Origin of the sequence: Aliivibrio sp. SR45-2 (assembly GCF_963890165.1) — a bacterium.
Lineage (GTDB): Bacteria > Pseudomonadota > Gammaproteobacteria > Enterobacterales > Vibrionaceae > Aliivibrio > Aliivibrio salmonicida.
Map to the genome: position 1 here is coordinate 52,248 of NZ_CAWPRC010000227.1, position 23,423 is coordinate 75,670.

General features: G+C 40.9%; 17 protein-coding genes and 1 tRNA gene. 13 read left to right on the plus strand and 5 right to left on the minus strand.

The window, feature by feature from the left end:
• Position 1: 1 nt before the first annotated feature.
• On the plus strand, positions 2 to 2,419 hold the full coding sequence (gyrB, locus tag AACV33_RS21295) for a DNA topoisomerase (ATP-hydrolyzing) subunit B (RefSeq protein WP_065611933.1): 2,418 nt from the start codon (positions 2 to 4) through the stop codon (positions 2,417 to 2,419).
• A 430-nt stretch (positions 2,420 to 2,849) separates the two neighbouring features.
• Positions 2,850 to 3,284: a small heat shock chaperone IbpA gene (ibpA, locus tag AACV33_RS21300; RefSeq protein ID WP_065611932.1), complete on the plus strand. Its 435-nt coding sequence runs from the start codon at positions 2,850 to 2,852 to the stop codon at positions 3,282 to 3,284.
• A gap of 223 nt (positions 3,285 to 3,507) precedes the next feature.
• Here the strand turns inward: ibpA and AACV33_RS21305 are convergent, their stop codons facing one another.
• Positions 3,508 to 4,755, minus strand: coding sequence for a valine--pyruvate transaminase (locus AACV33_RS21305; RefSeq protein WP_182699617.1), 1,248 nt, complete (start codon positions 4,753 to 4,755; stop codon positions 3,508 to 3,510).
• 218 nt (positions 4,756 to 4,973) lie between these two features.
• On the opposite strand from AACV33_RS21305, the gene glyQ reads away from it, so the two are divergent.
• The 4 genes from glyQ (at position 4,974) to AACV33_RS21325 (ending at position 10,183) form a co-directional block, all read left to right on the plus strand.
• Positions 4,974 to 5,906 carry a glycine--tRNA ligase subunit alpha gene (gene glyQ, locus AACV33_RS21310; RefSeq protein ID WP_023604442.1) on the plus strand — a complete coding sequence of 311 codons (933 nt, stop codon included), beginning with the start codon at positions 4,974 to 4,976 and terminating at the stop codon, positions 5,904 to 5,906.
• A 2-nt stretch (positions 5,907 to 5,908) separates the two neighbouring features.
• On the plus strand, positions 5,909 to 7,975 hold the full coding sequence (glyS, locus tag AACV33_RS21315) for a glycine--tRNA ligase subunit beta (protein WP_182699618.1): 2,067 nt from the start codon (positions 5,909 to 5,911) through the stop codon (positions 7,973 to 7,975).
• Positions 7,976 to 8,119: 144 nt separating this feature from the next.
• Positions 8,120 to 9,784, plus strand: a complete 1,665-nt coding sequence (locus AACV33_RS21320; RefSeq protein ID WP_065611930.1) for an alpha-amylase — start codon at positions 8,120 to 8,122, stop codon at positions 9,782 to 9,784.
• Between the two features lie 138 nt (positions 9,785 to 9,922).
• Complete coding sequence (locus tag AACV33_RS21325) at positions 9,923 to 10,183, plus strand: hypothetical protein (RefSeq protein WP_012551369.1); 261 nt, start codon at positions 9,923 to 9,925, stop codon at positions 10,181 to 10,183.
• Positions 10,184 to 10,215: 32 nt separating this feature from the next.
• Here AACV33_RS21325 and tusA read toward each other — a convergent pair whose 3' ends face one another.
• A complete protein-coding gene (gene tusA, locus AACV33_RS21330) occupies positions 10,216 to 10,467 on the minus strand; it encodes a sulfurtransferase TusA (protein ID WP_017020771.1) in 252 nt (83 codons plus the stop codon).
• A gap of 191 nt (positions 10,468 to 10,658) precedes the next feature.
• Between tusA and AACV33_RS21335 the strand changes: the two genes are divergently transcribed.
• Both AACV33_RS21335 and AACV33_RS21340 read left to right on the plus strand, forming a co-directional pair.
• Positions 10,659 to 10,850 carry a hypothetical protein gene (locus tag AACV33_RS21335; protein WP_012551371.1) on the plus strand — a complete coding sequence of 64 codons (192 nt, stop codon included), beginning with the start codon at positions 10,659 to 10,661 and terminating at the stop codon, positions 10,848 to 10,850.
• Positions 10,851 to 11,010: 160 nt separating this feature from the next.
• Positions 11,011 to 11,952, plus strand: coding sequence for a LysR family transcriptional regulator (locus tag AACV33_RS21340; protein ID WP_012551372.1), 942 nt, complete (start codon positions 11,011 to 11,013; stop codon positions 11,950 to 11,952).
• A gap of 122 nt (positions 11,953 to 12,074) precedes the next feature.
• On the opposite strand, the gene acuI is transcribed toward AACV33_RS21340, so the two are convergent.
• The 3 genes from acuI to fadB all read right to left on the minus strand — a co-directional run bounded on the left by acuI (position 12,075) and on the right by fadB (position 17,188).
• A complete protein-coding gene (acuI, locus tag AACV33_RS21345) occupies positions 12,075 to 13,055 on the minus strand; it encodes an acrylyl-CoA reductase (NADPH) (RefSeq protein ID WP_065611929.1) in 981 nt (326 codons plus the stop codon).
• A gap of 775 nt (positions 13,056 to 13,830) precedes the next feature.
• The gene (fadA, locus tag AACV33_RS21350) at positions 13,831 to 14,994 is read right to left on the minus strand and encodes an acetyl-CoA C-acyltransferase FadA (protein ID WP_012551374.1); all 1,164 of its coding nucleotides are present in this window, start codon (positions 14,992 to 14,994) and stop codon (positions 13,831 to 13,833) included.
• A 13-nt stretch (positions 14,995 to 15,007) separates the two neighbouring features.
• Entirely contained in the window at positions 15,008 to 17,188 is a 2,181-nt protein-coding gene (gene fadB, locus AACV33_RS21355) for a fatty acid oxidation complex subunit alpha FadB (RefSeq protein ID WP_182699619.1), read from the minus strand.
• A 242-nt stretch (positions 17,189 to 17,430) separates the two neighbouring features.
• Here fadB and AACV33_RS21360 point away from each other — a divergent pair, with 242 nt between their 5' ends.
• From AACV33_RS21360 to AACV33_RS21380, 5 genes are all read left to right on the plus strand, one after another.
• Entirely contained in the window at positions 17,431 to 18,045 is a 615-nt protein-coding gene (locus AACV33_RS21360) for a YigZ family protein (RefSeq protein ID WP_182699620.1), read from the plus strand.
• Positions 18,046 to 18,102: 57 nt separating this feature from the next.
• Complete coding sequence (locus AACV33_RS21365) at positions 18,103 to 19,560, plus strand: TrkH family potassium uptake protein (RefSeq protein ID WP_017020765.1); 1,458 nt, start codon at positions 18,103 to 18,105, stop codon at positions 19,558 to 19,560.
• Positions 19,561 to 19,587: 27 nt separating this feature from the next.
• Positions 19,588 to 20,112 carry a menaquinone-dependent protoporphyrinogen IX dehydrogenase gene (gene hemG / locus AACV33_RS21370; RefSeq protein WP_017020764.1) on the plus strand — a complete coding sequence of 175 codons (525 nt, stop codon included), beginning with the start codon at positions 19,588 to 19,590 and terminating at the stop codon, positions 20,110 to 20,112.
• A 118-nt stretch (positions 20,113 to 20,230) separates the two neighbouring features.
• Positions 20,231 to 20,307: transfer RNA gene (locus AACV33_RS21375), tRNA-Trp, on the plus strand.
• Positions 20,308 to 20,621: 314 nt separating this feature from the next.
• On the plus strand, positions 20,622 to 23,378 hold the full coding sequence (locus tag AACV33_RS21380) for a M16 family metallopeptidase (protein ID WP_182699621.1): 2,757 nt from the start codon (positions 20,622 to 20,624) through the stop codon (positions 23,376 to 23,378).
• Positions 23,379 to 23,423 lie beyond the last annotated feature (45 nt).

Consider the following 23,423-nt stretch of genomic DNA (forward strand, 5'->3'; position numbering starts at 1 on the left):
CATGTCAGAAAATTATGATTCATCGAGTATTAAAGTACTAAAAGGTCTGGATGCGGTACGTAAGCGTCCGGGTATGTATATCGGCGACACCGACGACGGTACTGGTCTTCACCACATGGTGTTTGAGGTTGTCGATAACTCAATCGATGAAGCTCTTGCTGGTCACTGTAGCGACATCATAGTTACGATTCATGAAGATAACTCTGTTTCTGTAAGTGATGATGGTCGTGGTATACCAACTGAAATTCACGAAGAAGAAGGCGTATCTGCTGCAGAAGTTATCATGACGGTACTTCACGCAGGTGGTAAGTTTGATGATAACTCATACAAAGTATCGGGTGGCCTTCACGGTGTTGGTGTTTCGGTTGTAAACGCATTATCAGAGAAAGTGGAGCTGACGATTAATCGTCGAGGCGAAATTTTCCAACAAATTTATTGTCATGGTGTTCCTCAGGCGCCACTAGCCGTTATTGGTACAACAGATACTACGGGTACTAAAATCCGTTTTTGGCCGAGTGACCAAACGTTCGCAAATATTGAATTTGTGTATGACATTCTAGCAAAACGCTTACGTGAGCTTTCTTTCTTAAACTCTGGCGTATCTATCCGTCTACAAGACATGCGTGAAGAAGATAAATCTGATCACTTCATGTTTGAAGGCGGCATCAAAGCGTTTGTTACTCACTTGAACCGTAACAAAACACCAGTTCACCAGAAAATATTTTATTTTGATGCTGAGCGCAAAGAAGACGGTATTGTTGTAGAAGTAGCGATGCAGTGGAATGACTCTTACCAAGAGAACATTTTCTGTTATACGAATAACATCCCACAACGTGATGGCGGTGCTCACTTATCTGGCTTCCGCTCTGCGTTAACACGTACTTTGAATTCGTTCATGGACAAAGAAGGCTTTTCTAAGAAAGCAAAATCATCAGCATCAGGTGATGATGCTCGTGAAGGCCTAACTGCCGTTGTTTCTGTTAAAGTGCCTGATCCTAAGTTCTCAAGCCAAACTAAAGATAAACTGGTTTCTTCAGAAGTGAAGTCTGCGGTTGAATCGGCAATGAATGAAAAATTAGCTGAATTCTTAGCGGAAAACCCAGGCGAAGCTAAAATGGTTTGTTCTAAAATCATTGATGCGGCTCGCGCACGTGAAGCGGCTCGTAAAGCTCGTGAAATGACTCGTCGTAAAGGCGCGTTAGATATCGCTGGTCTTCCTGGTAAGCTTGCGGATTGTCAGGAAAAAGATCCTGCTCAATCTGAACTATACATAGTGGAAGGGGACTCTGCTGGCGGTTCAGCCAAGCAGGGACGTAACCGTAAAAACCAAGCGATCCTTCCGCTTAAAGGTAAAATTCTAAACGTAGAAAAAGCACGTTTTGATAAAATGATCTCTTCTCAAGAGGTTGGTACGCTAATCACTGCATTAGGTTGTGGTATTGGTCGTGACGAATACAATCCGGATAAATTGCGTTACCACAACATCATCATCATGACCGATGCCGATGTCGATGGTTCACACATCCGTACTTTGCTATTGACGTTTTTCTATCGTCAAATGCCAGAATTGATTGAACGTGGCTACATCTACATTGCTCAACCACCTCTTTACAAAGTAAAGAAAGGCAAACAAGAGCAATACATTAAAGATGAAGAAGCGATGGCTGAATATCAAATAACGCAAGCGTTAGATAATGCTTCGCTTTTTGTTAATCCTCACGAATCAATTTTTGGTCAAGAGCTTGAAAACTTAATTCGTAAATTTAACAGTGTAATGAAACTGCTTGACCGTATGAGTCGCCGTTACCCATTGCCATTGTTAAATCGTTTAGTTTATACATCACGTTTAACACAAGATGAGTGTGAAAACGAAGCAACAGTTCAAGCATGGACTGAAGCGTTAGTTATCGCATTGAATGAGCATGAAACAGGCGCAAGCCAGTACACCGCTGCGCTGCAGTTTAACGAAGAGTTAAACATTCACCAGCCGAAGCTTGTTGTTCGTACTCACGGTGTTCAACATGAATACGTACTAAGTGCTGATTTGCTTAACTCGAAAGAGTACGGCCGTATTGCTGAATTGTCAGAATCACTGAATGGTCTGATTGAAGAAGGCGCTTACGTACAGCGTGGAGAGCGTAAACTAACGATCGAAACGTTAGATGAAGCCATTGCATGGTTAATTAAAGACTCTCGTCGTGGTGTGTACTTACAGCGTTACAAAGGTCTAGGTGAAATGAACCCTGAGCAGCTTTGGGAAACAACAATGGATCCTGATTCTCGTCGTATGATGCAAGTAACTATCAACGATGCAGTAAGTGCGGATGAGTTGTTTACTACGTTAATGGGTGACCATGTTGAGCCGCGTCGTAACTTCATTGAAGAAAATGCCTTACGTGTAGCTAACCTAGACGTTTAAACTTTTTATAATTCTATATTTTGCCAGTTAGTCCTACTTCTGCGTCGAAGGTGCTCACTTATGTTCATAAGCTCCGCGCCTTCTTCTTGAATTAGAACGAACTGACTTCATCTAGAATCATAAATGCTTAAGTTGAAAATTAAGAAGCACTGCTAATTAGCAGTGCTTTTTTTATCTGGAATTTAGGGGTTGTTTTTATTTATTGTTCAGGGGGTTAGCGGTGTTTTTAGTTTAAATCTAAAAATAAATAGTCAGTACCTCTTGAAAGTAAAATAGCTGAACCACATATCTAGTTATGAAGGGGATGCCGAAAGGGTCTTCTGAAAAATGACTTGTCCAAAATGGAAAGTCTTATAATTTTATAGAGGCAACTAAGGACCCAAGTTTGGGGTAGTTGTACTCACTATTGCTTAAAGTAAAGGATAGTATTATGCGTAATGTAGATTTCACACCATTGTACCGTTCAGCAATTGGTTTTGATCGTCTTTTCAATCTAATGGAAAACAACACGGCAAAAACAAATGGCGGTTACCCTCCGTATAACATCGAGCAAAAATCAGAACATAACTACCGTATCACCATGGCGGTGGCGGGGTTTGCTGAAGAACAAATCGATTTGACTCAACACGAAAATATGCTGATTGTACGTGGTGAACGTCCTGAAACGGATGAAACAAAAACCTACCTATATCAAGGGATTGCAGAGCGTAACTTTGAACGCAAATTCCAATTAGCAGATTACGTGAAAGTGGTGGGCGCAACCATGGAAAATGGTTTACTGCATGTTGATTTAGAACGTGAAATTCCAGAAGCGATGCAACCACGTAAGATTGCTATTAACGGCAATAATTTACTGGAAAGCTAATCGTAGATTGGTAAAGATTTGAAATGAAGGCGCTGTGATAGCGCCTTTTTTGTGTCTGCTATTCGCTGAGCTATGAATTTATGGATTATTGCTTTTCCATCATCAATAGATGGCATTTGTAAGCGCTGTTCATTTGATGATGACAAACAGAATTGCTGATTCCAAAGCAACAAACCATTATTTGAGTCATCATATTAATGACTCAAGGCTAAGTCTATTTTGGTTATTCTGAATACGCCTTCAACACTTCTTCCGCAATAATATCGATGCCTTTTTGCATCATTGCTTCATCTTGCACGTAGTTCATACGCAAACATTGGTGAGCGTGATCCCAGCTGTCGTCTTGACCAATAAAGAAATACTCGCCCGGGACGATCAGCACGCCGCGTGCTTTCAAGCGTTTGTACAGTTCCATGGTTGTGATTGGCAGCTCATCAAACCATAGCCACAAGAAAATCGCGCCTTCAGGTTTATGAATGCGGAAACGAGGATCGGTAATCGCCGTTTGTAGCATCTTAACCGCAGCTTGAGATTTGTGACGGTAGAAAGGCTGAATGACATCTTCACTTAAACGTAATAAATCACCAGACTCAATCATGTGTAAACCCATCGCAGGTCCCATACTTCCCGGCGCTAAACTGATAATGCCATTCAGGTTAGTCATCGCTTCCGTCATTTTCTCATTGGCAATCACAATACCGCAGCGTAAGCCCGGTAAACCTAATTTAGAAAGGCTCATGCAAAGAATGGTGTTTTCATTCCAAAACGGCGTCACTTCTTCAAAAATAATATTAGGGAAAGGCGTGCCATAAGCATTATCGAGAATTAAGGGAATGTTATTTTCACGCGCAAGCTTATCAAGCTTGATCACTTCATCGTCGGTGATCACGTTGCCTGTTGGGTTTGTTGGGCGAGAGATACAAATAGCGCCTATGGTGTCATCCACTTTTAATTGGCTAAAATCAACGTGGTATTTGAACTGACCATTATCGAGCAATTCAATTTCTGGACGGTAAGAAATAAAGCTATCAACTTCTAATTCAGAATCGGCATAACCAATGTATTCTGGCGCGAGGGGCAATAAAATTTTCTTTTTAGAGCCATCAGCATAAGTTCCCGCTAATAAATTGAATAAGCTAAAGAACGCACTTTGAGAACCATTGGTTAGGCTAATGTTTTTAGAACTGATGTCCCAACCATAGGTTTCTTTAAGCAGCTTAGCTAGGGCCTTAACAAAGCTGTCCTTACCTTGTGGGCCGTCATAATTTGCCATAGCAGCGATCAGCTCACCTGAATCGAGCATCTTTTGTGAGGCACTTTTAAAGTAGTCGAGCATGGCAGGAATACCCGCAGGGTTACCGCCACCGAGCATGATTGCACCAGGGGTACGCAAGCCATCATTTAAATCATCCATTAATTGGGTGATCCCGCTGTAACGAGTAAATTTTTCGCCAAATTGAGTAAACTTCATTACGACTACCGTGATAATTAGAGAGTGGATGTATTGATTGTTTTAACAACATACCTCAACACCAAACAGAGATAAAGCACCAAGATGAGTCGTGTTTTTATATATTCAGCCACAAAGGTGAGGTGAATTTACACAAAGTGTCTATTTTCACTACTCCCAAAGAGGTCTGCGAGGTATACTTCTTGGTTATATTTATCAACGATCGCGCGAATTAAATTATGCAAAAATACGATATCAAAACCTTCCAGGGAATGATCCTCGCGCTGCAGGATTATTGGGCACAACAGGGTTGTACGATTGTACAGCCATTAGATATGGAAGTGGGCGCAGGTACATCTCACCCAATGACATGTCTGCGAGCGCTTGGCCCAGAGCCAATGGCTACCGCTTATGTTCAACCATCTCGTCGTCCTACGGATGGCCGTTATGGTGAAAACCCTAACCGTCTGCAGCACTACTATCAATTTCAGGTAGCGTTAAAGCCTTCTCCAGATAATATTCAAGAACTGTACTTAGGTTCTTTAGAAGTGCTTGGTATCGATCCTCTTGTTCATGATATTCGTTTCGTAGAAGACAACTGGGAAAACCCAACATTGGGTGCTTGGGGTTTAGGCTGGGAAATCTGGCTAAACGGCATGGAAGTAACGCAATTTACGTACTTCCAACAAGTTGGCGGTCTTGAGTGTAAACCTGTAACAGGTGAAATCACTTACGGTATCGAACGTCTTGCTATGTACATTCAAGAAGTAGACTCGGTTTACGATCTTGTTTGGAACCATGGCCCTCAAGGCGTAGTTACTTACGGTGATATTTTCCACCAAAATGAAGTAGAGCAATCGACTTACAACTTTGAACACGCCGATGTTGATTTCCTATTTGGATTCTTCGATCAGTGCGAGAAAGAGTGTAAAGAGTTGCTTGAACTTGAAAAGCCGCTACCTCTTCCAGCGTACGAGCGCATTCTAAAAGCCGGTCATGCATTTAACTTGCTAGATGCTCGTAAAGCGATCTCTGTAACAGAGCGTCAACGTTACATTCTTCGTATTCGTAACCTAACTAAATCGGTTGCAGAAGCTTATTACGCATCACGTGAAGCGCTAGGCTTCCCAATGTGTCGCTCAACTAAACCAACAGCGACAGAGGAGAAGTAATCATGGCGAAGAATTTTCTAATCGAATTAGGGACTGAAGAGCTTCCACCGAAAGCACTTCGTTCATTAGCTGAAGCGTTTGCTGCAAATTTTGAAGCCGGCCTTAAAGCAGCTGGTTTAGCGCATCAAGGCATTAAGTGGTATGCAACGCCTCGTCGTTTAGCGCTTAAAATCGCTGAATTAGATGAAGGCCAAGCAGACAAAATCGTTGAAAAGCGTGGTCCTGCAATCGCTTCTGCATTTGATGCTGACGGTAATCCGACTAAAGCAGCTCAAGGCTGGGCTCGTGGTAACGGTATTACGGTTGAGCAGGCTGAGCGTCTAAAAACAGACAAAGGCGAATGGCTACTTCATAAAGAAGAAGTAAAAGGTCAACCGGTTAAAGGACTTGTTGTTGAATTAGCAGCAAAAGCCCTGGCTGGTTTACCAATTCCTAAAGCAATGCGTTGGGGTAACTCAGACATTCAATTTATTCGTCCAGTGAAAACACTGACAATCCTATTGGGTGACGAACTGATTGAAGGCACTATCTTAGGTGTTGCTTCTACTCGTACTATCCGTGGCCACCGTTTCATGGGTGAAAGCGAGTTTACGATTGATTCTGCTGACCAATACCCTGCGATCTTAGAAGAACGCGGTAAAGTAATGGCTGACTACGATGCGCGTAAAGCCATCATCCTTGCTGGTGCTAAAAAAGCAGCAGAAGCGGTTGGCGGTATTGCGGATCTAGAAGACGAATTAGTTGAAGAAGTTACGTCTCTTGTTGAATGGCCAGTGGTATTAACCGCTAAGTTTGAGCAAGAGTTCTTGAATGTTCCTTCTGAAGCGTTGGTTTACACAATGAAGGGCGATCAAAAGTACTTCCCTGTGTACGACCAAGAGAAGAACCTACTTCCTAACTTCATCTTTGTTACTAACATCGAATCTAAAGAACCTCGTCACATTATCGAAGGTAATGAGAAAGTGGTTCGCCCACGTCTTGCTGATGCTGAATTCTTCTTCAATACAGACCGTAAGCGTCCGCTTATCGATCGTCTGCCAGAACTAGATCAAGCAATATTCCAGAAGCAATTGGGCACAATCAAAGACAAAACAGACCGTATTACTGAACTTGCTGGCTACATCGCTGAGCAAATTGGTGCGGACGTTGAGAAATCGCAACGTGCAGGTCTACTGGCTAAGTGTGACTTAATGACCTCAATGGTATTTGAATTTACAGATACTCAAGGTGTTATGGGCATGCACTACGCAACTCACGATGGTGAAGATGCACAAGTCGCATTAGCGCTTTACGAGCAATACATGCCTCGTTTCGCGGGTGATGACTTACCAAGTACCGATGTTTCGGCATCAGTAGCAATGGCAGATAAGCTAGATACGCTAGTGGGTATCTTCGGCATTGGTCAAGCTCCTAAGGGGTCTGATCCATTTGCACTTCGTCGTGCTGCGTTAGGTATCTTACGCATCATCGTTGAAAAAGGGTACAACTTAGATTTAGTTGACCTTGTTGCTAAAGCACAATCTTTGTTTGGCGATAAATTAACGAATGCAAACGTAGACACTGATGTGATTGATTTCATGTTAGGTCGTTTCCGTGCATGGTACCAAGATGAAGGTTTCAGTGTAGACATCATCCAAGCGGTACTTGCTCGTCGTCCAACCAAGCCTGCTGATTTTGATCAACGTGTGAAAGCGGTATCTCACTTCCGTGAATTAGACGCGGCTGAGTCTCTAGCGGCAGCGAATAAGCGCGTAGGTAATATCCTGGCGAAATTCGATGGCGAACTGGCTCAAGAAATCGATCTAGCTCTTCTTCAAGAAGACGCTGAGAAAGTATTGGCTGAGAAAGTTGAAATCCTAGCAGAAGCACTAGAGCCAGTATTTATTGCTGGTAATTATCAAGAAGCATTAAGCCGCTTAGCTGAGCTACGTGAGCCTGTCGATGCGTTCTTTGATGGTGTAATGGTAATGGCTGACGATGAGGCGCTTAAGCTGAATCGTCTAACTTTGTTGAATAAGCTACGTAACTTATTCTTAGATATTGCTGATATTTCTCTTCTTCAAAAATAGAAATTCATATATCTGATGAAATACCTCGCTATGGCGGGGTATTTTTTTGTCTAAATATCGTGTTTTCGAAAATTAGAGGTTAATTATATCGATAACAGTGACTACAATTGGCACTCTTCTCTTTTATTTAGGCTGCTGATTTCGATGAAATTATCTGTTTGTGCAACGTTTATCTCCCTTTCGCTATTGGTAGGATGTCAAAGTACGTCATTAACCTCGACAGATAGTTCTGATTCAATATCAACAGCTGATTCATCAAATCAAATTGAATCAACCACAAGCTCAAACAATAACACCGCTATTTGTCCCGTATTAGGCATTCAACCAGTGACTGTTTCTGTGTCTGATTTATGGGCAAACGGTGATGTGATCACCGATGCTTATACTGGGAATATTGCTCAGGTGGTTAATGGAGAGATAACGCTAACACCAAGTCGCCACAGTGGTGGCGTATTACTGTTGGAATCAGAAGAAGAAAAAGCGCGCTTCTCTTGGGATGGTGCGACGTTCTACCACATCGCAACGGATAGATTCTTTAATGGGAACAGTTGGAATGATCACAGTTATGGACGCCAAAGCACAAAGGAGGGCTTTCAGGGCGGAGATATTGTTGGCTTAACAAAAAAACTCGATTACTTAGCCGAATTAGGCGTTGATGTCGTATGGATCTCCACTCCTCTAGAGCAAGTGCATGGGTGGTTACCCAATAAGAGCGGCAATTCTCCTGAATACCCTTATGCCGGTGGTGCGACTCTCGATTGGACGCAACTGGATACCAACATGGGGAGTGAGCAAGAAATGCGAACGTTTGTCGACCTAGCGCACCAATTGGGTATGCGAGTGATGTGGAGTGTGGATACGGCACCGTCAATACCAACCTTATCGGATTTACAGCAATTTTCAATTCAGCCGAATAATCCGGATGCGTTACCAAGCTATTGGAGTGAATGGCAACCACAAGAAGGTCAAAACTTAACACATTATTTAGATGCTTTTAAAAATAAGAATGGTGATATACCTGATTGGTGGTCAGAAGCATGGATGGAAGAAAATAATGAAAACGCGATCACGTTGCCTGCATTTTTTGCGAATAAGCCGTCAACTAAAGTAAAAAGCAGTGAAAAGACAAAAAATGAGTACCTAGCTGGATGGATGAGTGCATGGGTGTCAGAGTTTGGGATTGATGGTTTTGTTGTTTCTAATTCAACACCAGAGTTAACTCAGAAGATCGAGCAAGAAGGGAAAGACGCTTTTACTCTGTGGAACAAAGACAACGCGTACAAAGCGTTAGAAAATGCGTCTTTTCGTGTGATTGATTTACAGCAACAGAATTACTTTAGCGATCAAATGCTGTCTTTAAAAAGCAATGATGAACCGCACTGCCTCACTAAGCTTAATGCTGAGTACGTAACTCAAAGCCAAGCTGAAAAACCAAGTATGACTCGATTGACTTGGTTTGATGGTAAATCGTTATCTGATTCTTCAGTGGGCAGTGTAAACGCAGATAATTACGCGGATTACCGTGATGCAGCAACGGCGTTACTACTTTCTCCTAATGCGGTTTCTATTTGGTATGGGGATGAAACGGCCAAAATGGGAGGGATATACAGTAAGATGAATTGGAATGAGATAAAAGATCAACGTTGGTCGTTGCAGTCTCATTGGAAAAAGCTCATCGAATTTAGAAATAATCACTCATCAATTGCGAATGGTGAGCATCAAGTGATCAAGCGTGAGCCTTACTATGCGTTTATTCGAAAGAATGAATCAGACAGTGTCATGGTGGTGTATACCGGTGAGAAAAAGTAGGTTTTTTACTGTCATTAAAGTTTCACAAAATACCGGAGTAGAGTGTGATAATCGCCACGTTGGTTAAGTAAATAAGGTGGTAATCTACGGTTAGGATTTGTTGTATTGGTAGACGTTTCTTAAGGAAAGGAGCATATCATGACACGTTTTTTAGCTATTTCTCCTCAAAGCCAGTGTTACTTATTTTCGACCGCATTTGCTTTGAATTTATTGGCTATGGTGCTAACCGAGATGTGGTTACCTATGGTTGTAGGTGCTCTTGTTACTTTGGGGCTATCCGTTGAAGCTTGGGTTCGAGTTCGTTATATATTACCGATGAAAACAGAAATGCGTGATCTGCAACATCAGATGGACATACTTCAAAGAGAAATAAGAGACATTAATTCTCGAACAGATTAAGAAAAGGCAGCCTCGTGGCTGCCTTTTTTGTTTTACGCAGAAAGCCCTTTACGGATCAGAAATCGAAAAGGGAGTGTTTCAGTGTCTTCTGCAATGAGTTCGTGATCCATAAAGCGACAAAAGCTTGGAATATCTCGGGTGGTGGATGGGTCATCAGCTTTAATCAGTAATGTATCGCCATCGGCCATCTGTCGAATTGTTTTCCTAACCATCATGACAGGTTCAGGACAGCGTAATCCTTCAGCTTCTAGTATGTGTGTCGCATTATCAAAATTGATGGTCATGTTTATATCTCTTTACAGTTAAAGGCGAGCCAGATCATACTGCTGTAAAAAAAATAATCAATACGCGTTGGCAAAGAACTGAAAATGGAGTAGGTTTAAAGTAACAATAAATTAACATGGAACGGTTAAGTTGTTGTTTTTATGGTTTATAACATCTCCTGTAGAAAAGTAATAAAAGAAGGATCGCCATTATGCTTACTCAAATAGATCGCCTTACTATTTACTGCGTGCTGTGTTTTGTCACTATCTGTTCATTGGTTTTCAGCACACCTAACACCATGAGCCTCTTTCCATTAATTAGTTTAGCTTCAGTTATGATAGCGTTAACGATTGAACTAAAAACATGGAGTGAATCAGAGGCTATTGAAGATAAAGATCATTAACCTCAGAATGTAACTGAAATATATCGACTCCAGTTTCCCGTATTATCACGTATTCTTGATATTAAATAAGACGTAGGTGAAAAGCGGGATTTTTTTTATCTATAAAACCGTTAAAATGTAGGTAATGCCATAAAGGCGTTCTCTATTGATGGGTTAGGTTATGGAATTAGAAGAAGTTTATCGTCGTGATTTAAATTTATTGGTTGCGTTAAAAGTTCTGTTAGAAGAAAACAGCGTTAGCCAAGCGGCGATTCGCCTGAATTTAAGTCAATCAGCGATGAGTCGGGTGCTGGGTCGGCTGCGTGATTTACTAGGTGATCCTTTATTTACTCGACAAGGGCAGCATCTGGTTCCAACAGAAAAAGCATTAGAAATTTGTGCGCAAATAAATCAACCTTTAGAGTCGTTACGTCAGTTGCTTACGCCCAGTGATTTTACCCCTATGCATTGTGATCAACACTTTTTGATCGCAACGACCGATTATGCAATGCAGACAATTCTACCTTATGCATTACCTAAGATTTACGAACAAGCCCCAAATATATCTTTAGAGTTTACGTCTCTTAATCATGAAAACTTGTTTAAACAATTGAGTACAGAGAAAGTCGACATGGCAATTTGTCGTCCTATCGGGTCCGTATCTCCATTAAAACAAGAAGTATTAGGGCAGGTTGGAGTGTTATGTCTTTTATCAAAGCATCATCCGTTGTCTCATGCATTACTGACATTGGACGATTATTTATCGTATCCACATGCGATGATTGCGATCAGTGATGGTGTAAAAGCATTGTTAGATACCGCGTTGATTGGCCAACGAGATCGCAAACAAGTATTAAGGGCTTACCATTTAGAAGCGGCTTTAGCGATTGTCGACCGGATGCCATTAATTATTACGGTTCCAGCCGATTTAGCTTATTTAGTTGCTGAACGTTATGACTTAGTGATTAAACCATTACCTTTTGAATTTACACCGTTTGATTATTCATTAATTTGGCATTCTCGTTGCGATACATCGCCCGCGCAAAGTTGGTTACGTAGAGTTGTAAAAGAAGAGTGTGGGAAATTAATTGAAAAACGCATTGAAGATATTGGTTTTGTTTGATTGGTGTTGCAGAGACTAAGCATAAAAAGGCAGCGATTAAGCTGCCTTTAATTTACTGATGTTTTCACATTAACACCAAGCTAGGTAGGGCTCAGCGTTAAATTTTTTATCTAATTATAAAACTAGATTTTGATAACGACACGACCTGTAATTTGACCGTTCGTAATGTCTTCAGCAGCTTGGATAGCACCATCTAATGACACTTCTTTTGTTGCTTGAGCATAAAATGACTCAGGAAGAAGCGTAGATAGTTGTTCCCATGCTTTAATGCGTTTTTCGCGAGGGCACATAACCGAATCGATACCTTGTAAACGAACGTTACGTAGGATGAATGGCATGACTGTTGTTGGTAGATCGAATCCACCCGCAAGGCCACACGCCGCTACGGCACCGTTGTAATTTATCTGAGCTAATACTTTAGCAAGTACTTTACTGCCAACGGTATCAATCGCGCCAGCCCACAGTTGTTTTTCTAGTGGTTTTGCTGGTTCTTCTAATTCACTACGTTCAACAATACGAGTTGCTCCTAGTGATTTAAGTAGCTCGCCATTTTCAGAAGCTCGGCCTGTTACTGCCGCTACTTTATAACCAAGTTGGTTTAACAATGTGATAGACACGCTGCCCACACCGCCGCTTGATCCTGTCACTAAAATTTCACCGTCTTCTGGGTTAATGCCTGCATCAACAATCGCTTGTACACATAACATTGCAGTGAAGCCAGCAGTACCAATCGCCATGACTTTTTTAGCGTCTAGGCCTTTTGGCATAGGAACTAACCAATCACCGTTTAGGCTTGCTTTTTCAGCCATGCCGCCCCAGTGACCTTCGCCAACACCCCAACCAGTAAGAACGACTTCATCGCCTGCTTTGTAGCGAGCATCATCAGAGTGAGAAACGACACCGGCTAAGTCAACACCAGGGATCATCGGGAAGTTACGAACAATACGCCCTTTACCTGTAATCGCTAAACCGTCTTTATAGTTAAGAGAAGAGTAGCTAACATCAATTTTCACATTGCCTTCTGGCAGTTGAGATTCATCGATTTTAGTAACTGCGGCAATAGTGTTTCTTTCTTCTTGATTCAAAATGAGTGCTTTAAACATAACGAACTCCAATGATATTAAATAGAGAATCAAACTCTGCATTTGATTGATGGGTTAAGTATAGGTGAGTGTTTTTCGGAAAAAAAATGATACTTAAACATGGTGACTATGCATTTTATGCATAGATCATTGTATGAAAAAAAATTCGAAAAGAGCAAATAAGATCTTTACTTTTTATTGGATCGTGTTATTTTGCACCCTTGCTCTGATGTATAGAGTTATTAATACAAGCAATAAGTACAAGTCAAACCCTCAGAAAAATATCTTCGAAAAAGCTATTATCTCCGTGTTTCATTTCACTTTTCCAATTATTAATAATTGAACATTTCAGCAGATCGTTAGCAGCGAATAAGCCTAACTGGATCTATTTATAATGTAATATGACCGTGTGCTATCGAAGTTGTGAAATGCGTTGGCTTTATACCTAATATCGTTATTAGGCTACCTACTTATTTTTTTAAAGAGAATCTCTTTTTAAAGTGTAAATAGATGGAAAAGGTAAAGAACGTACAACTTCTCTATGTATAAATTACATAAGATAAATATCTCTTCTCAGGCTAAACAAGCGCATCGTATTGATGCATGTTTATACTAAAGTTAAGAAGGATATCTCATGTCTAAATCAACAGGCAGAAAGCGTTTTTGGTTCCACCAAGCGCGTGATACTAAAGTTATCTTAAAAAAATAAGATAACAAGCGATACCGAATAAGGTATCAACTCGAAAAAAGTCGCCCAGAAGGCGACTTTTTTAGTTTCTAGCGTATCAATCTATTCCTAAGGTCGTTCAAAGACCGTTGCAATACCTTGCCCTAAACCAATACACATGGTGGCTACGCCCAGTTTTGCACCTGTGCGCTCCATATTATTAATTAATGTGGTGGCAATACGAGAACCTGAGCAACCCAATGGGTGACCTAACGCAATTGCCCCTCCATTTAAGTTTATCTTTTCTTCCATCACATCAAATAAACCTAAGTCTTTAATGCAAGGCAGTGATTGAGCGGCAAAAGCCTCGTTCAGCTCAAATAGGTCAATATCATCTATGGATAGGCCAGCACGTTTTAATGCTTTTTTTGTAGCAGGAACAGGTCCATAACCCATAATGGCGGGATCGCAGCCAGAGACCGCCATTGAACGAATTTTCGCTCGAATGGTTAATCCTAGTTCATTTGCTTTTTCTTCGCTCATGATCAGCATGGCGGAAGCACCATCCGATAATGCTGATGAACTACCTGCGGTAACGGTACCGTTAGCGGGATCAAAAGCCGGCCTCAGAGCTGCCAAACCTTCAAGGGTTGTTTCTGGACGAATGACTTCATCGTGTTTCACTAGCGTTAGCGCCCCATTCTCATCGTGACCTTCCATCGGAAGAATCTCAGAATCGAAGTGACCTTCAATCGTCGCTCTATGTGCTTTTTGATGAGAAGCAAAAGCAAAGGCATCTTGTTGTTCACGAGAGATACCATGCATCTTGCCGAGCATTTCAGCCGTTAACCCCATCATACCTGAAGCCTTAGCTACGTTTTTTGATAAGCCAGAGTGGAAATCAACCCCATGGTTCATTGGTACATGGCCCATGTGCTCGACACCACCAATAATGCAGATGTCGGCATCTCCAACCATAATGGCACGAGAGGCATCATGTAGAGCCTGCATCGATGAACCACATAAGCGGTTAACTGTTGTTGCGGCAATGGATTTGGGTAATCCTGCTAATAACGATGCATTACGAGCAATATTAAAGCCCTGTTCTAAGGTTTGCTGCACACAACCCCAATAGATATCTTCAATTTGGTTTGGGTCAACGTTTGGGTTTCTTTCTAATAACCCTTTCATGAGGTGTGCGGATAAATCTTCGGCACGAGTATGACGAAATACCCCATTTTTAGAGCGTCCCATCGGTGTTCGAATGCAATCAACAATAACGACATTTTTCATGATAAATTCTTCCTTAAACCGATGGTGATGAAACAGATGATTTCGGGGCCGGGTAATAACACTCTCCAGCCGCTGCTTTTTGTTTGATGCTGTCAGGCACTTGGTAAACCGGACTTAATTGCTCAAACTCTGTGGCCATGTCTAAATACGTTTCTAGACCGATAGAATCCAGATAGCGGAATACGCCGCCTTTAAATGGAGGAAAACCTAATCCATACACTAAGGCCATGTCAGCCTCTGCTGGAGAAGCGATAATCCCCTCATCTAAACAACGAATGACTTCGTTAATCATTGGGATCATCATACGAGCGCTAATTTGCTCAGAGGTGTAAGGTTGAGTTGAGTCGGTTATTGTGGCAATAATGGCATTGGTTTTTTCATCAATGTTTTTCTTCGGCTTGCCTTTTTTATCAAGGGCATAAGCATAGAAGCCAATTCCATTTTTTTGGCCATAGCGTTCATCTTCAAACATCGCATCGATAACGTCTCGGCCATTTTTCGCCATGCGTTCTGGGAAACCTTGCGCCATAACCGCTTGTGCATGATGAGCGGTATCAATCCCCACGACATCTAGTAAATAAGCAGGGCCCATTGGCCAACCAAACTCTTTTTCCATCACTTTATCGATTTGTTGGTAATTCCCGCCATCACGCAGCAATAAACTAAAGCCAGCAAAATAAGGAAAAAGAACACGGTTCACAAAGAACCCTGGGCAATCATTCACAACGATAGGTGTTTTGCCCATTTGAGAAGCATAAGCCACTACGCGATCAATGGTTTGTTGTGAGGTTTTCTCGCCACGAATAACTTCCACTAATGGCATTCTGTGAACAGGGTTAAAGAAATGCATACCACAGAAGTTTTCTGGACGTTTTAATGATTTAGCGAGCAGTGAAATTGGAATGGTTGAGGTATTTGACGCTAAGATGGCGTGTTCATTAACTTCATTTTCGACTTCAGCTAATACCGCCGCTTTGATGGTTGGGTTTTCGACGACGGCTTCAACGATAACGTCTTTCGTCTCTATGCCACCATAATTGAGTGATGGTGTGATAGATGAAAGTACTTGTGCCATTTTTAGTCCAGATAATCGCCCGCGTTCTAATTGCTTATTAAGCAGTTTCGAGGCTTCGTTCATCCCTAAATCTAATGACGTTTGTGCAATGTCTTTCATTAAGACAGGCACGCCTTTTGATGCCGATTGATAGGCTATACCACCGCCCATGATCCCTGCGCCGAGTACCGCGGCATTTTTAACTGGCTCGCTGTTTTTGACGGCTTGCTTTGCTTTGCTTTTTACTAATTGGTCATTTAAGAAAATACCAACCAATGATTTTGCGACGTCAGTACGAGTGAGAGCCACGAAGTGTTTGTTCTCAATCGCCAAAGCGTCATCACGATGCATGTTTGCACTTTGCTCGATAGATTTAACGGCAGTTAGTGGTGCAGGATAATGTTTCCCAGCCATTTTCATTATCATGCCTTTGGCGACATTGAACGACATAGCGGCTTCTAGAGGGGATAGCTGAATAGGGGCTTTCTTTTGTTCACGACGTTGTTGCCAATTTAGTTGACCATCGATCGCTTGTTTCAGTATAGATACTGAGGCATCAATCAATGTTTCACGTGAAACAACACCGTCGACCATTCCTATTTTTAATGCATCTTTAGCGCGTTTTGGTTTACCTGTTGTGATGACTTCCATTGCGGGATCGGCACCTATTAAGCGAGGTAAACGAACAGAACCGCCCCAGCCAGGCATGATTCCGAGTTGGGTTTCTGGTAAGCCAATCGACGCGGTGTCATCCGCCAATCTAAAATCGGTAGCAAGTACACATTCACAACCGCCGCCCAGAGCAAAGCCAGTAATTGCAGATAGTGTCGGTACAGGAAGATCTTCCAGTCGACTAAAAATCACATTAGCTTGATGTAACCAATCACTGAGTTCTTCTTCTGGTGTATCAAACAACCCTAAGAACTCGGTAATATCAGCACCAACAATAAAAGCACTTTTACCTGATGAAAGTAACAGTGCTTGTAAATCCTTTTGCTTATAGAGAACATCAATGGCTTCACCTAGTGAGCGTAGGGTCGCAATATTGAGCTTATTAACACTGCCAGTCGCATTAAAGACTAAGTGAGCAATGCCGTTTTCGATGTAATCTACAGAGAGGTTTTCACCTTGATAAATCATTTTCTATCTCCATGAAATGAGAACCAGAGTTGAGTATTCATTATTATAGTAGTCTGGTTTGACCAGTTAATAGTGGTGCTAATTTAAACAGATGGCAAACTAAATTTAACATTTTATTTACGTTTGTATTGGTTGATCACAAATTTGTTTTTGTGATGAAAAGAATAAAGCTCAGCTTAAAAGAATAAATTTCATCAGAAGTGATACACTTTAAGGTTCCATTTTTGCTATCAGTGTAGTCTATGAGTGATCAACCATATCAAGTACCTAAAGCAATGGCGGTGTTTGAAGAAGAGATCAAAAAAAGCGTATTTATTACTTACCTCGCGAGAACTTCCTCTGTTGAAGCAGCAAAACAATTTGTTGCCGAAATTAAAGCGAAACACGCCGGAGCAAGGCATCATTGCTGGGGCTTTGTAGCTGGACGACCTGAAGATTCAATGAAGTGGGGATTTAGTGATGATGGTGAACCTTCAGGAACTGCAGGTAAACCAATTCTGGCTCAATTAAGTGGTTGTGGTATTGGTGAAATTACCGCGGTAGTTACGCGTTACTCCGGTGGTATCAAGCTTGGTACTGGTGGGTTAGTAAGGGCGTATGGCGGCGGTGTACAACAAGCATTAAAGCTGATTGAAACAGAAGAAAAACGAATTACGGCGACGGTTGTTTTACATTGTGACTATAACTTAGTGAGCTTGGTCGAAACATTACTACATCAATTTGAAGGGCAACAAATTAGCGCTGACTATAGTGATAGGGTTGTCATGACCTTAAAATTAGAAAAACGCGTTATTAACGAATTTAAAACCGCTGTGATTAATAAAAGCGGGGCCAAAATTGAATTTCCAACACAATAATAAATTCAATTCATATAAACCATTAGGATGTGAGTGACGCGAAGCGTTCAATAAATCATGCAGTTTCGATCAATAATCCGCATTGTGGGTATTTTACTCGCGGTGTTCAGTTTTTTCATGTTAGCCCCCGCTCTTGTCGCGTTTATTTATCGTGATGGTGCCGGTGTGCCTTTTGTTATTACTTTTTTCTTGTTACTTGCCGGTGGAGGGCTACTTTGGTTCCCCAATAGACAGCATAAACAAGAATTAAAATCTCGCGATGGGTTTCTCATTGTGGTCTTATTTTGGATGGTAATTGGTAGTGCGGGTGCATTGCCGTTTTTATTATCTGGTTCACCTGATATTTCGATAACCAATGCCTTTTTTGAGTCCTTTTCTGGTTTGACGACAACTGGTGCTACCGTTCTTACAGGATTAGACCACTTACCAAAAGCGATTTTATTCTATCGACAACTGCTTCAGTGGTTTGGCGGTATGGGTATCATTGTACTCGCCGTTGCGATTCTTCCTGTTCTTGGTATCGGTGGGATGCAGCTTTATCGTGCTGAAATTCCTGGACCGGTAAAAGATTCTAAGATGACTCCGCGAATAGCTGAAACGGCTAAGGTGCTTTGGTATATCTACTTAACGTTAACCATTGCTTGTACATTGGCATTTTGGGCTGCGGGGATGGATTGGTTTGACGCCATCTCTCATAGTTTCTCAACAATCGCTATTGGTGGTTTCTCTACCCATGATGCAAGTATGGGGTATTTCAATAGCCCTGTAATTAATGCGATTACAGTGGTGTTCTTGCTTATTTCAGCGTGTAATTTCTCTCTACACTTTGCCGCTTTTGCGTCTGGTGGTGTACATCCTAAGTATTACTGGAAAGATCCAGAATTCAGAGCATTTATCTTCATTCAAGTGTTGTTATTTTTAATTACGTTTTTGTTGTTATTGAAACACAGTACTTATGATTCGATTGGTACCGCTGTTGATCAGGCGTTATTTCAAACCGTTTCTATCTCAACAACGGCGGGTTTTACAACCACCAGTTTTGCTGAGTGGCCATTATTTTTACCTGTGTTGTTGCTGTTTTCTTCATTCATTGGTGGTTGTGCGGGGTCTACCGGCGGTGGAATGAAAGTGATACGTATTTTATTATTGTCATTACAAGGAATGCGTGAGCTTAAACGATTGATTCATCCAAGAGCTATTTATACGATTAAGATTGGTAGTAAGGCATTACCACAACGAGTGGTTGATGCCGTATGGGGATTTTTCTCTGCTTATACATTAGTGTTCGTTATTTGTATGTTGGCATTGATTGCGACAGGCATTGATGAATTGACCGCATTCTCAGCGGTGGCGGCAACATTAAACAATTTAGGGCCTGGTTTAGGTGAGGTTGCTGTACACTTTGGTGATATAAATGATTCAGCGAAATGGATTTTAATCATCTCGATGTTATTTGGTCGTTTGGAAGTGTTTACACTCCTTATTTTATTTACGCCGACGTTTTGGCGTAGTTAACACTCAAGATTAATAAAAGAGGTTATTGTGGAAAAAGTATTACTTCTTCATTCGAGCCGTGAAGGTCAAACGATTAAAATTTTGAATTACATAGCAACGAAGTTAGGTTCAGATTGTCAATGTGACTTAATGGATGTGCATCAACCATTGAGCGTTGCATTTTCAGATTATGACCGCGTTGTTATTGGTGCATCTGTTCGTTATGGGCATTTAAATAAGAAGCTGTATCAGTTTATCGAACAGCACCAAATTTCATTAGAACAAGCCAAAGCGTCATTTTTCATTGTAAATCTGACGGCTCGTAAAGAGGGGAAAGATACGCCAGAAACCAGTGCGTATTTTAAAAAGTTTTTAATGAGATCTCCTTGGGTCCCTTGTTTGCAAGACACGTTTGCTGGCGCCTTATTTTATCCGCGCTATAACTTCTTTGATCGATTTATGATTCAATTAATCATGAGAATGACGGGGGGAGAGACTGACCCAACGAAAGAAGTGGAATATACGAACTGGCAACGAGTGGATCAATTTGTAGAGAAAGTTAAACAAGGCTAATTTCTGTTCGTTTTGGATGGAATAGTGCGATAGAAGTAGAATTTTTCATTTAGATTCATATTTTTAGCGCAGAAATAGTAGATTTTATTGTTTAAGTCATTACAATAGCACGCATAACAGGGGTGTAGCTCCAACTGGCAGAGCAGCGGATTCCAAATCCGCGTGTTGGGAGTTCGAATCTCTCCACCCCTGCCATATTTAAGACCTCAGCAGAAATGCTGGGGTTTTTCCATTTCTAGAGTATAGAAAAGAGCAACGGATTCCCCCACCATAAGAACGCGCGTGCTGGGAGTTCGAATTACTCTAGCTTTGCCATATTTAGAGAAGGCTTGTATCGAAAGATACAAGCCTTTTTGCTGTCTGCGGTTTGAGTAAATTGTGGCGGATTTCGCAAGTAACAAAAAAACCATTGAGAATAGCAATCATTTACGTTAATTCCTTGCATTTATAGATACTTTATATTTAGATCAGAGCCTTATAAAATATAAATATAATAACTAGGATGTATTATGAGAACTTATTGGTTACCAATAGCTTTTTCTTTATTCGTTACAGGCTGCGCAACTCACTCCGTTACACCAATAAAAACAGATCCTAATTGGGTCAGCGAACAACTTGATAATGGACTTCGTTATCATATCTATCCAGATACTGAAAAAGAGGTCTCAGTAAGATTGATTATTCATTCTGGTTCATTCCAAGAAACACAAGATCAAAAAGGATATGCACATTTTGTTGAGCATATGGCGTTTAATGGAAGTGAGCACTTTTCTCAAAATGACGTCATTTCTTTATTTGAAAATGCAGGACTCAGCTTCGGTGCTGATATTAATGCTTATACTTCTTATGAGGAAACCGTTTATAAGTTAGATCTTCCAAATAACAGTGAATTAAATAACGCCCTTACATGGATGCGAGATATTGGGGATGGTATCGAGCTTTCTTCTAAAGAGGTAGAGAAAGAGAAAGACGTTATTCTTGGTGAGTTTAGATATTCTCGGTTTGAAGAGAAGGATACATCGACACAATTTTATGAGCACATGACCAACAACTCATATGATGCTTATGATCCTCTTGGTAATAAAGAATCGGTCGTGTCCGCGTCTTCAGAAACATTAAGCGAGTTTTATAAGAAATGGTATCAACCACAATTGGCTGAGATCGTTATCACGGGGGACGTTACTTTAGCGCAAGCGACTGAGCTCGTTAAAAAACACTTCACTTCTTGGGAAAAAGGCACAACTGCGGCAACAACAATGGAAAAGGAGGTATTAAATACATCTGATTTTATTGGCTATATTGCGGGTGGTGAAGCGCCAAGCATCAATATGATTATTGATCGTGGAAACGCGAATGTTCAAAGTAGAGAAAAACAACACCAGCTTTGGTTAGATTATATTTCTCAAGAATTAATTGAACAAAGAATGAATGCTGCATTTTTAGATGCAGCAATGCCCGCTCAATGGATTTATTCGACAGAATACTTTGTTTCAGACCGTCGTTACTCCATTTCTTCAGTATCATTTCCGACACGTTATAGAGAGCAAAGCGAAACGCAATTTTTAGAGGTGTTGGCTTCTTTACGTGATTATGGTGCAACGGCTAATGAGTTAGAGGACATCGTAAAATATTATCAATATGAATTAGATAATATGGGTAAAAACCGAGACGATTTAAACGCGGTTGATCATGCAGAAAACAAATCAATGAATATTGTTAACCAGCAACCAAGTCAGTCTATTTTAGATTATAAAGAAAGCTTGGAAGCCTTTATTTCTATGGTAGACCTTACGGCTATTAATCAACATATGCATGATTTGCTATCAAGTTCTTACCAATTTGGTATTAGTTTAGATGCGAGTGAAAGTATTGATGCCACTAAACTAGCGATCCCTGAGTTAAGGTCTCTGTATAACAAGCAGGGTAATAAACCTTTACTTAATAATATTACCTCCGCTTTCCCTGTCCCTGCTATGTCTGGAAGTCTTCTTTCAGAAACGTTGATATCGAGCGAAAGAAACTTAACAAGTTGGACGTTAGATAATGGCATTAATGTTCTGTATTTAAGAGATGTAAACTCTGGGAATGACATCAGTATCTCGTTAGCGAGTAAAGGTGGGATGGCCGCGTTGACTCCAAATTTACTTCCCGCAGCAAACATTGCGATTCCTGTTGTTAGTCGCAGTGGATTGGGCGACCTTACCGGGTCTCAGTTAGATGCACATCTAAGACGTAATGATATTGAGCTTTATCCATATATTAACTTTACTCATCATGGTCTTGAAGTCTTAACTAATAGAGAAGGGATTGCCGAAAGTTTTGCCGTTTTATCAGCATTGATGTCTGAGATTAAAGTTGATGGGGAGCAGCTTAAAGCGGTAAAACAGGAGTTTAATCAAAACCGCACTGCCTACCTAGAAACACCACTGGGTAAATTTACTCAAGCCATTAACCACAATACGTATGTAGTAACGAGCAGTCATCGATTACTGGAAGGCGATGGAGTGGTTGACGTCACTGATGAGCAAATAAAACAAGTTCATCAATTATTATTCCAACAGAATAGAAATTATCAATTAGTGATTGTTGCTGATCTTAAACCAACAGAGTTAAAACCGTTATTGCGTCAGTATGTTGCTAGTATTCAATTCGTTAATTCTGAACCTGTTGATTATGCCGCTGGTTACAAAGAACCATTTAAGCCTAGTTTTACAATGGCAGTTAATACCGAAAACAACAGTCACTATATTGCTCATTTTATTGCGAATAAGGCTGATGAGAATCAATTAGCAAAATCCTTGTTTATGGAAGATATGCTGCAACGCATTGTCTCTAAACGTTTGATGTCTTATGTACGTGAAGAGCTGAGCTTAGATTATGCGCCTTATACAGAAATCATAAACTCTGATGGTGAATTACGAAGTAATTGGATTGTTGGCGCTCAAGTTGCTCCAAAAAATGCGGAGCTTATTGAATCAGCGATAGACAAAGTGATTACTGATTTATTAAAAGGAGTGTCTGAGGAAGAAACCCGTTCTGCTGCAAAACAGTTAGTGGTTGATTTGTCTCCAATGAAAAATAACTCATCACAACAAGCCTGGTTATTTACGAGGTACACAATACATGGCTATGGAATTGATGCGTTATTGAATATTCAAAAGACGGCTGATTCCATAAATTCGCAAGAGATGACGGCGTTAATCCAGAGTACATTTGGGGAAGGTGTTCGTAAGTCTACATACTTAGCAACGCCAACGATTCGATAATGTCCTGTTTTTATTACTGAAATAAAAGTGTGATCTAGATCTTGT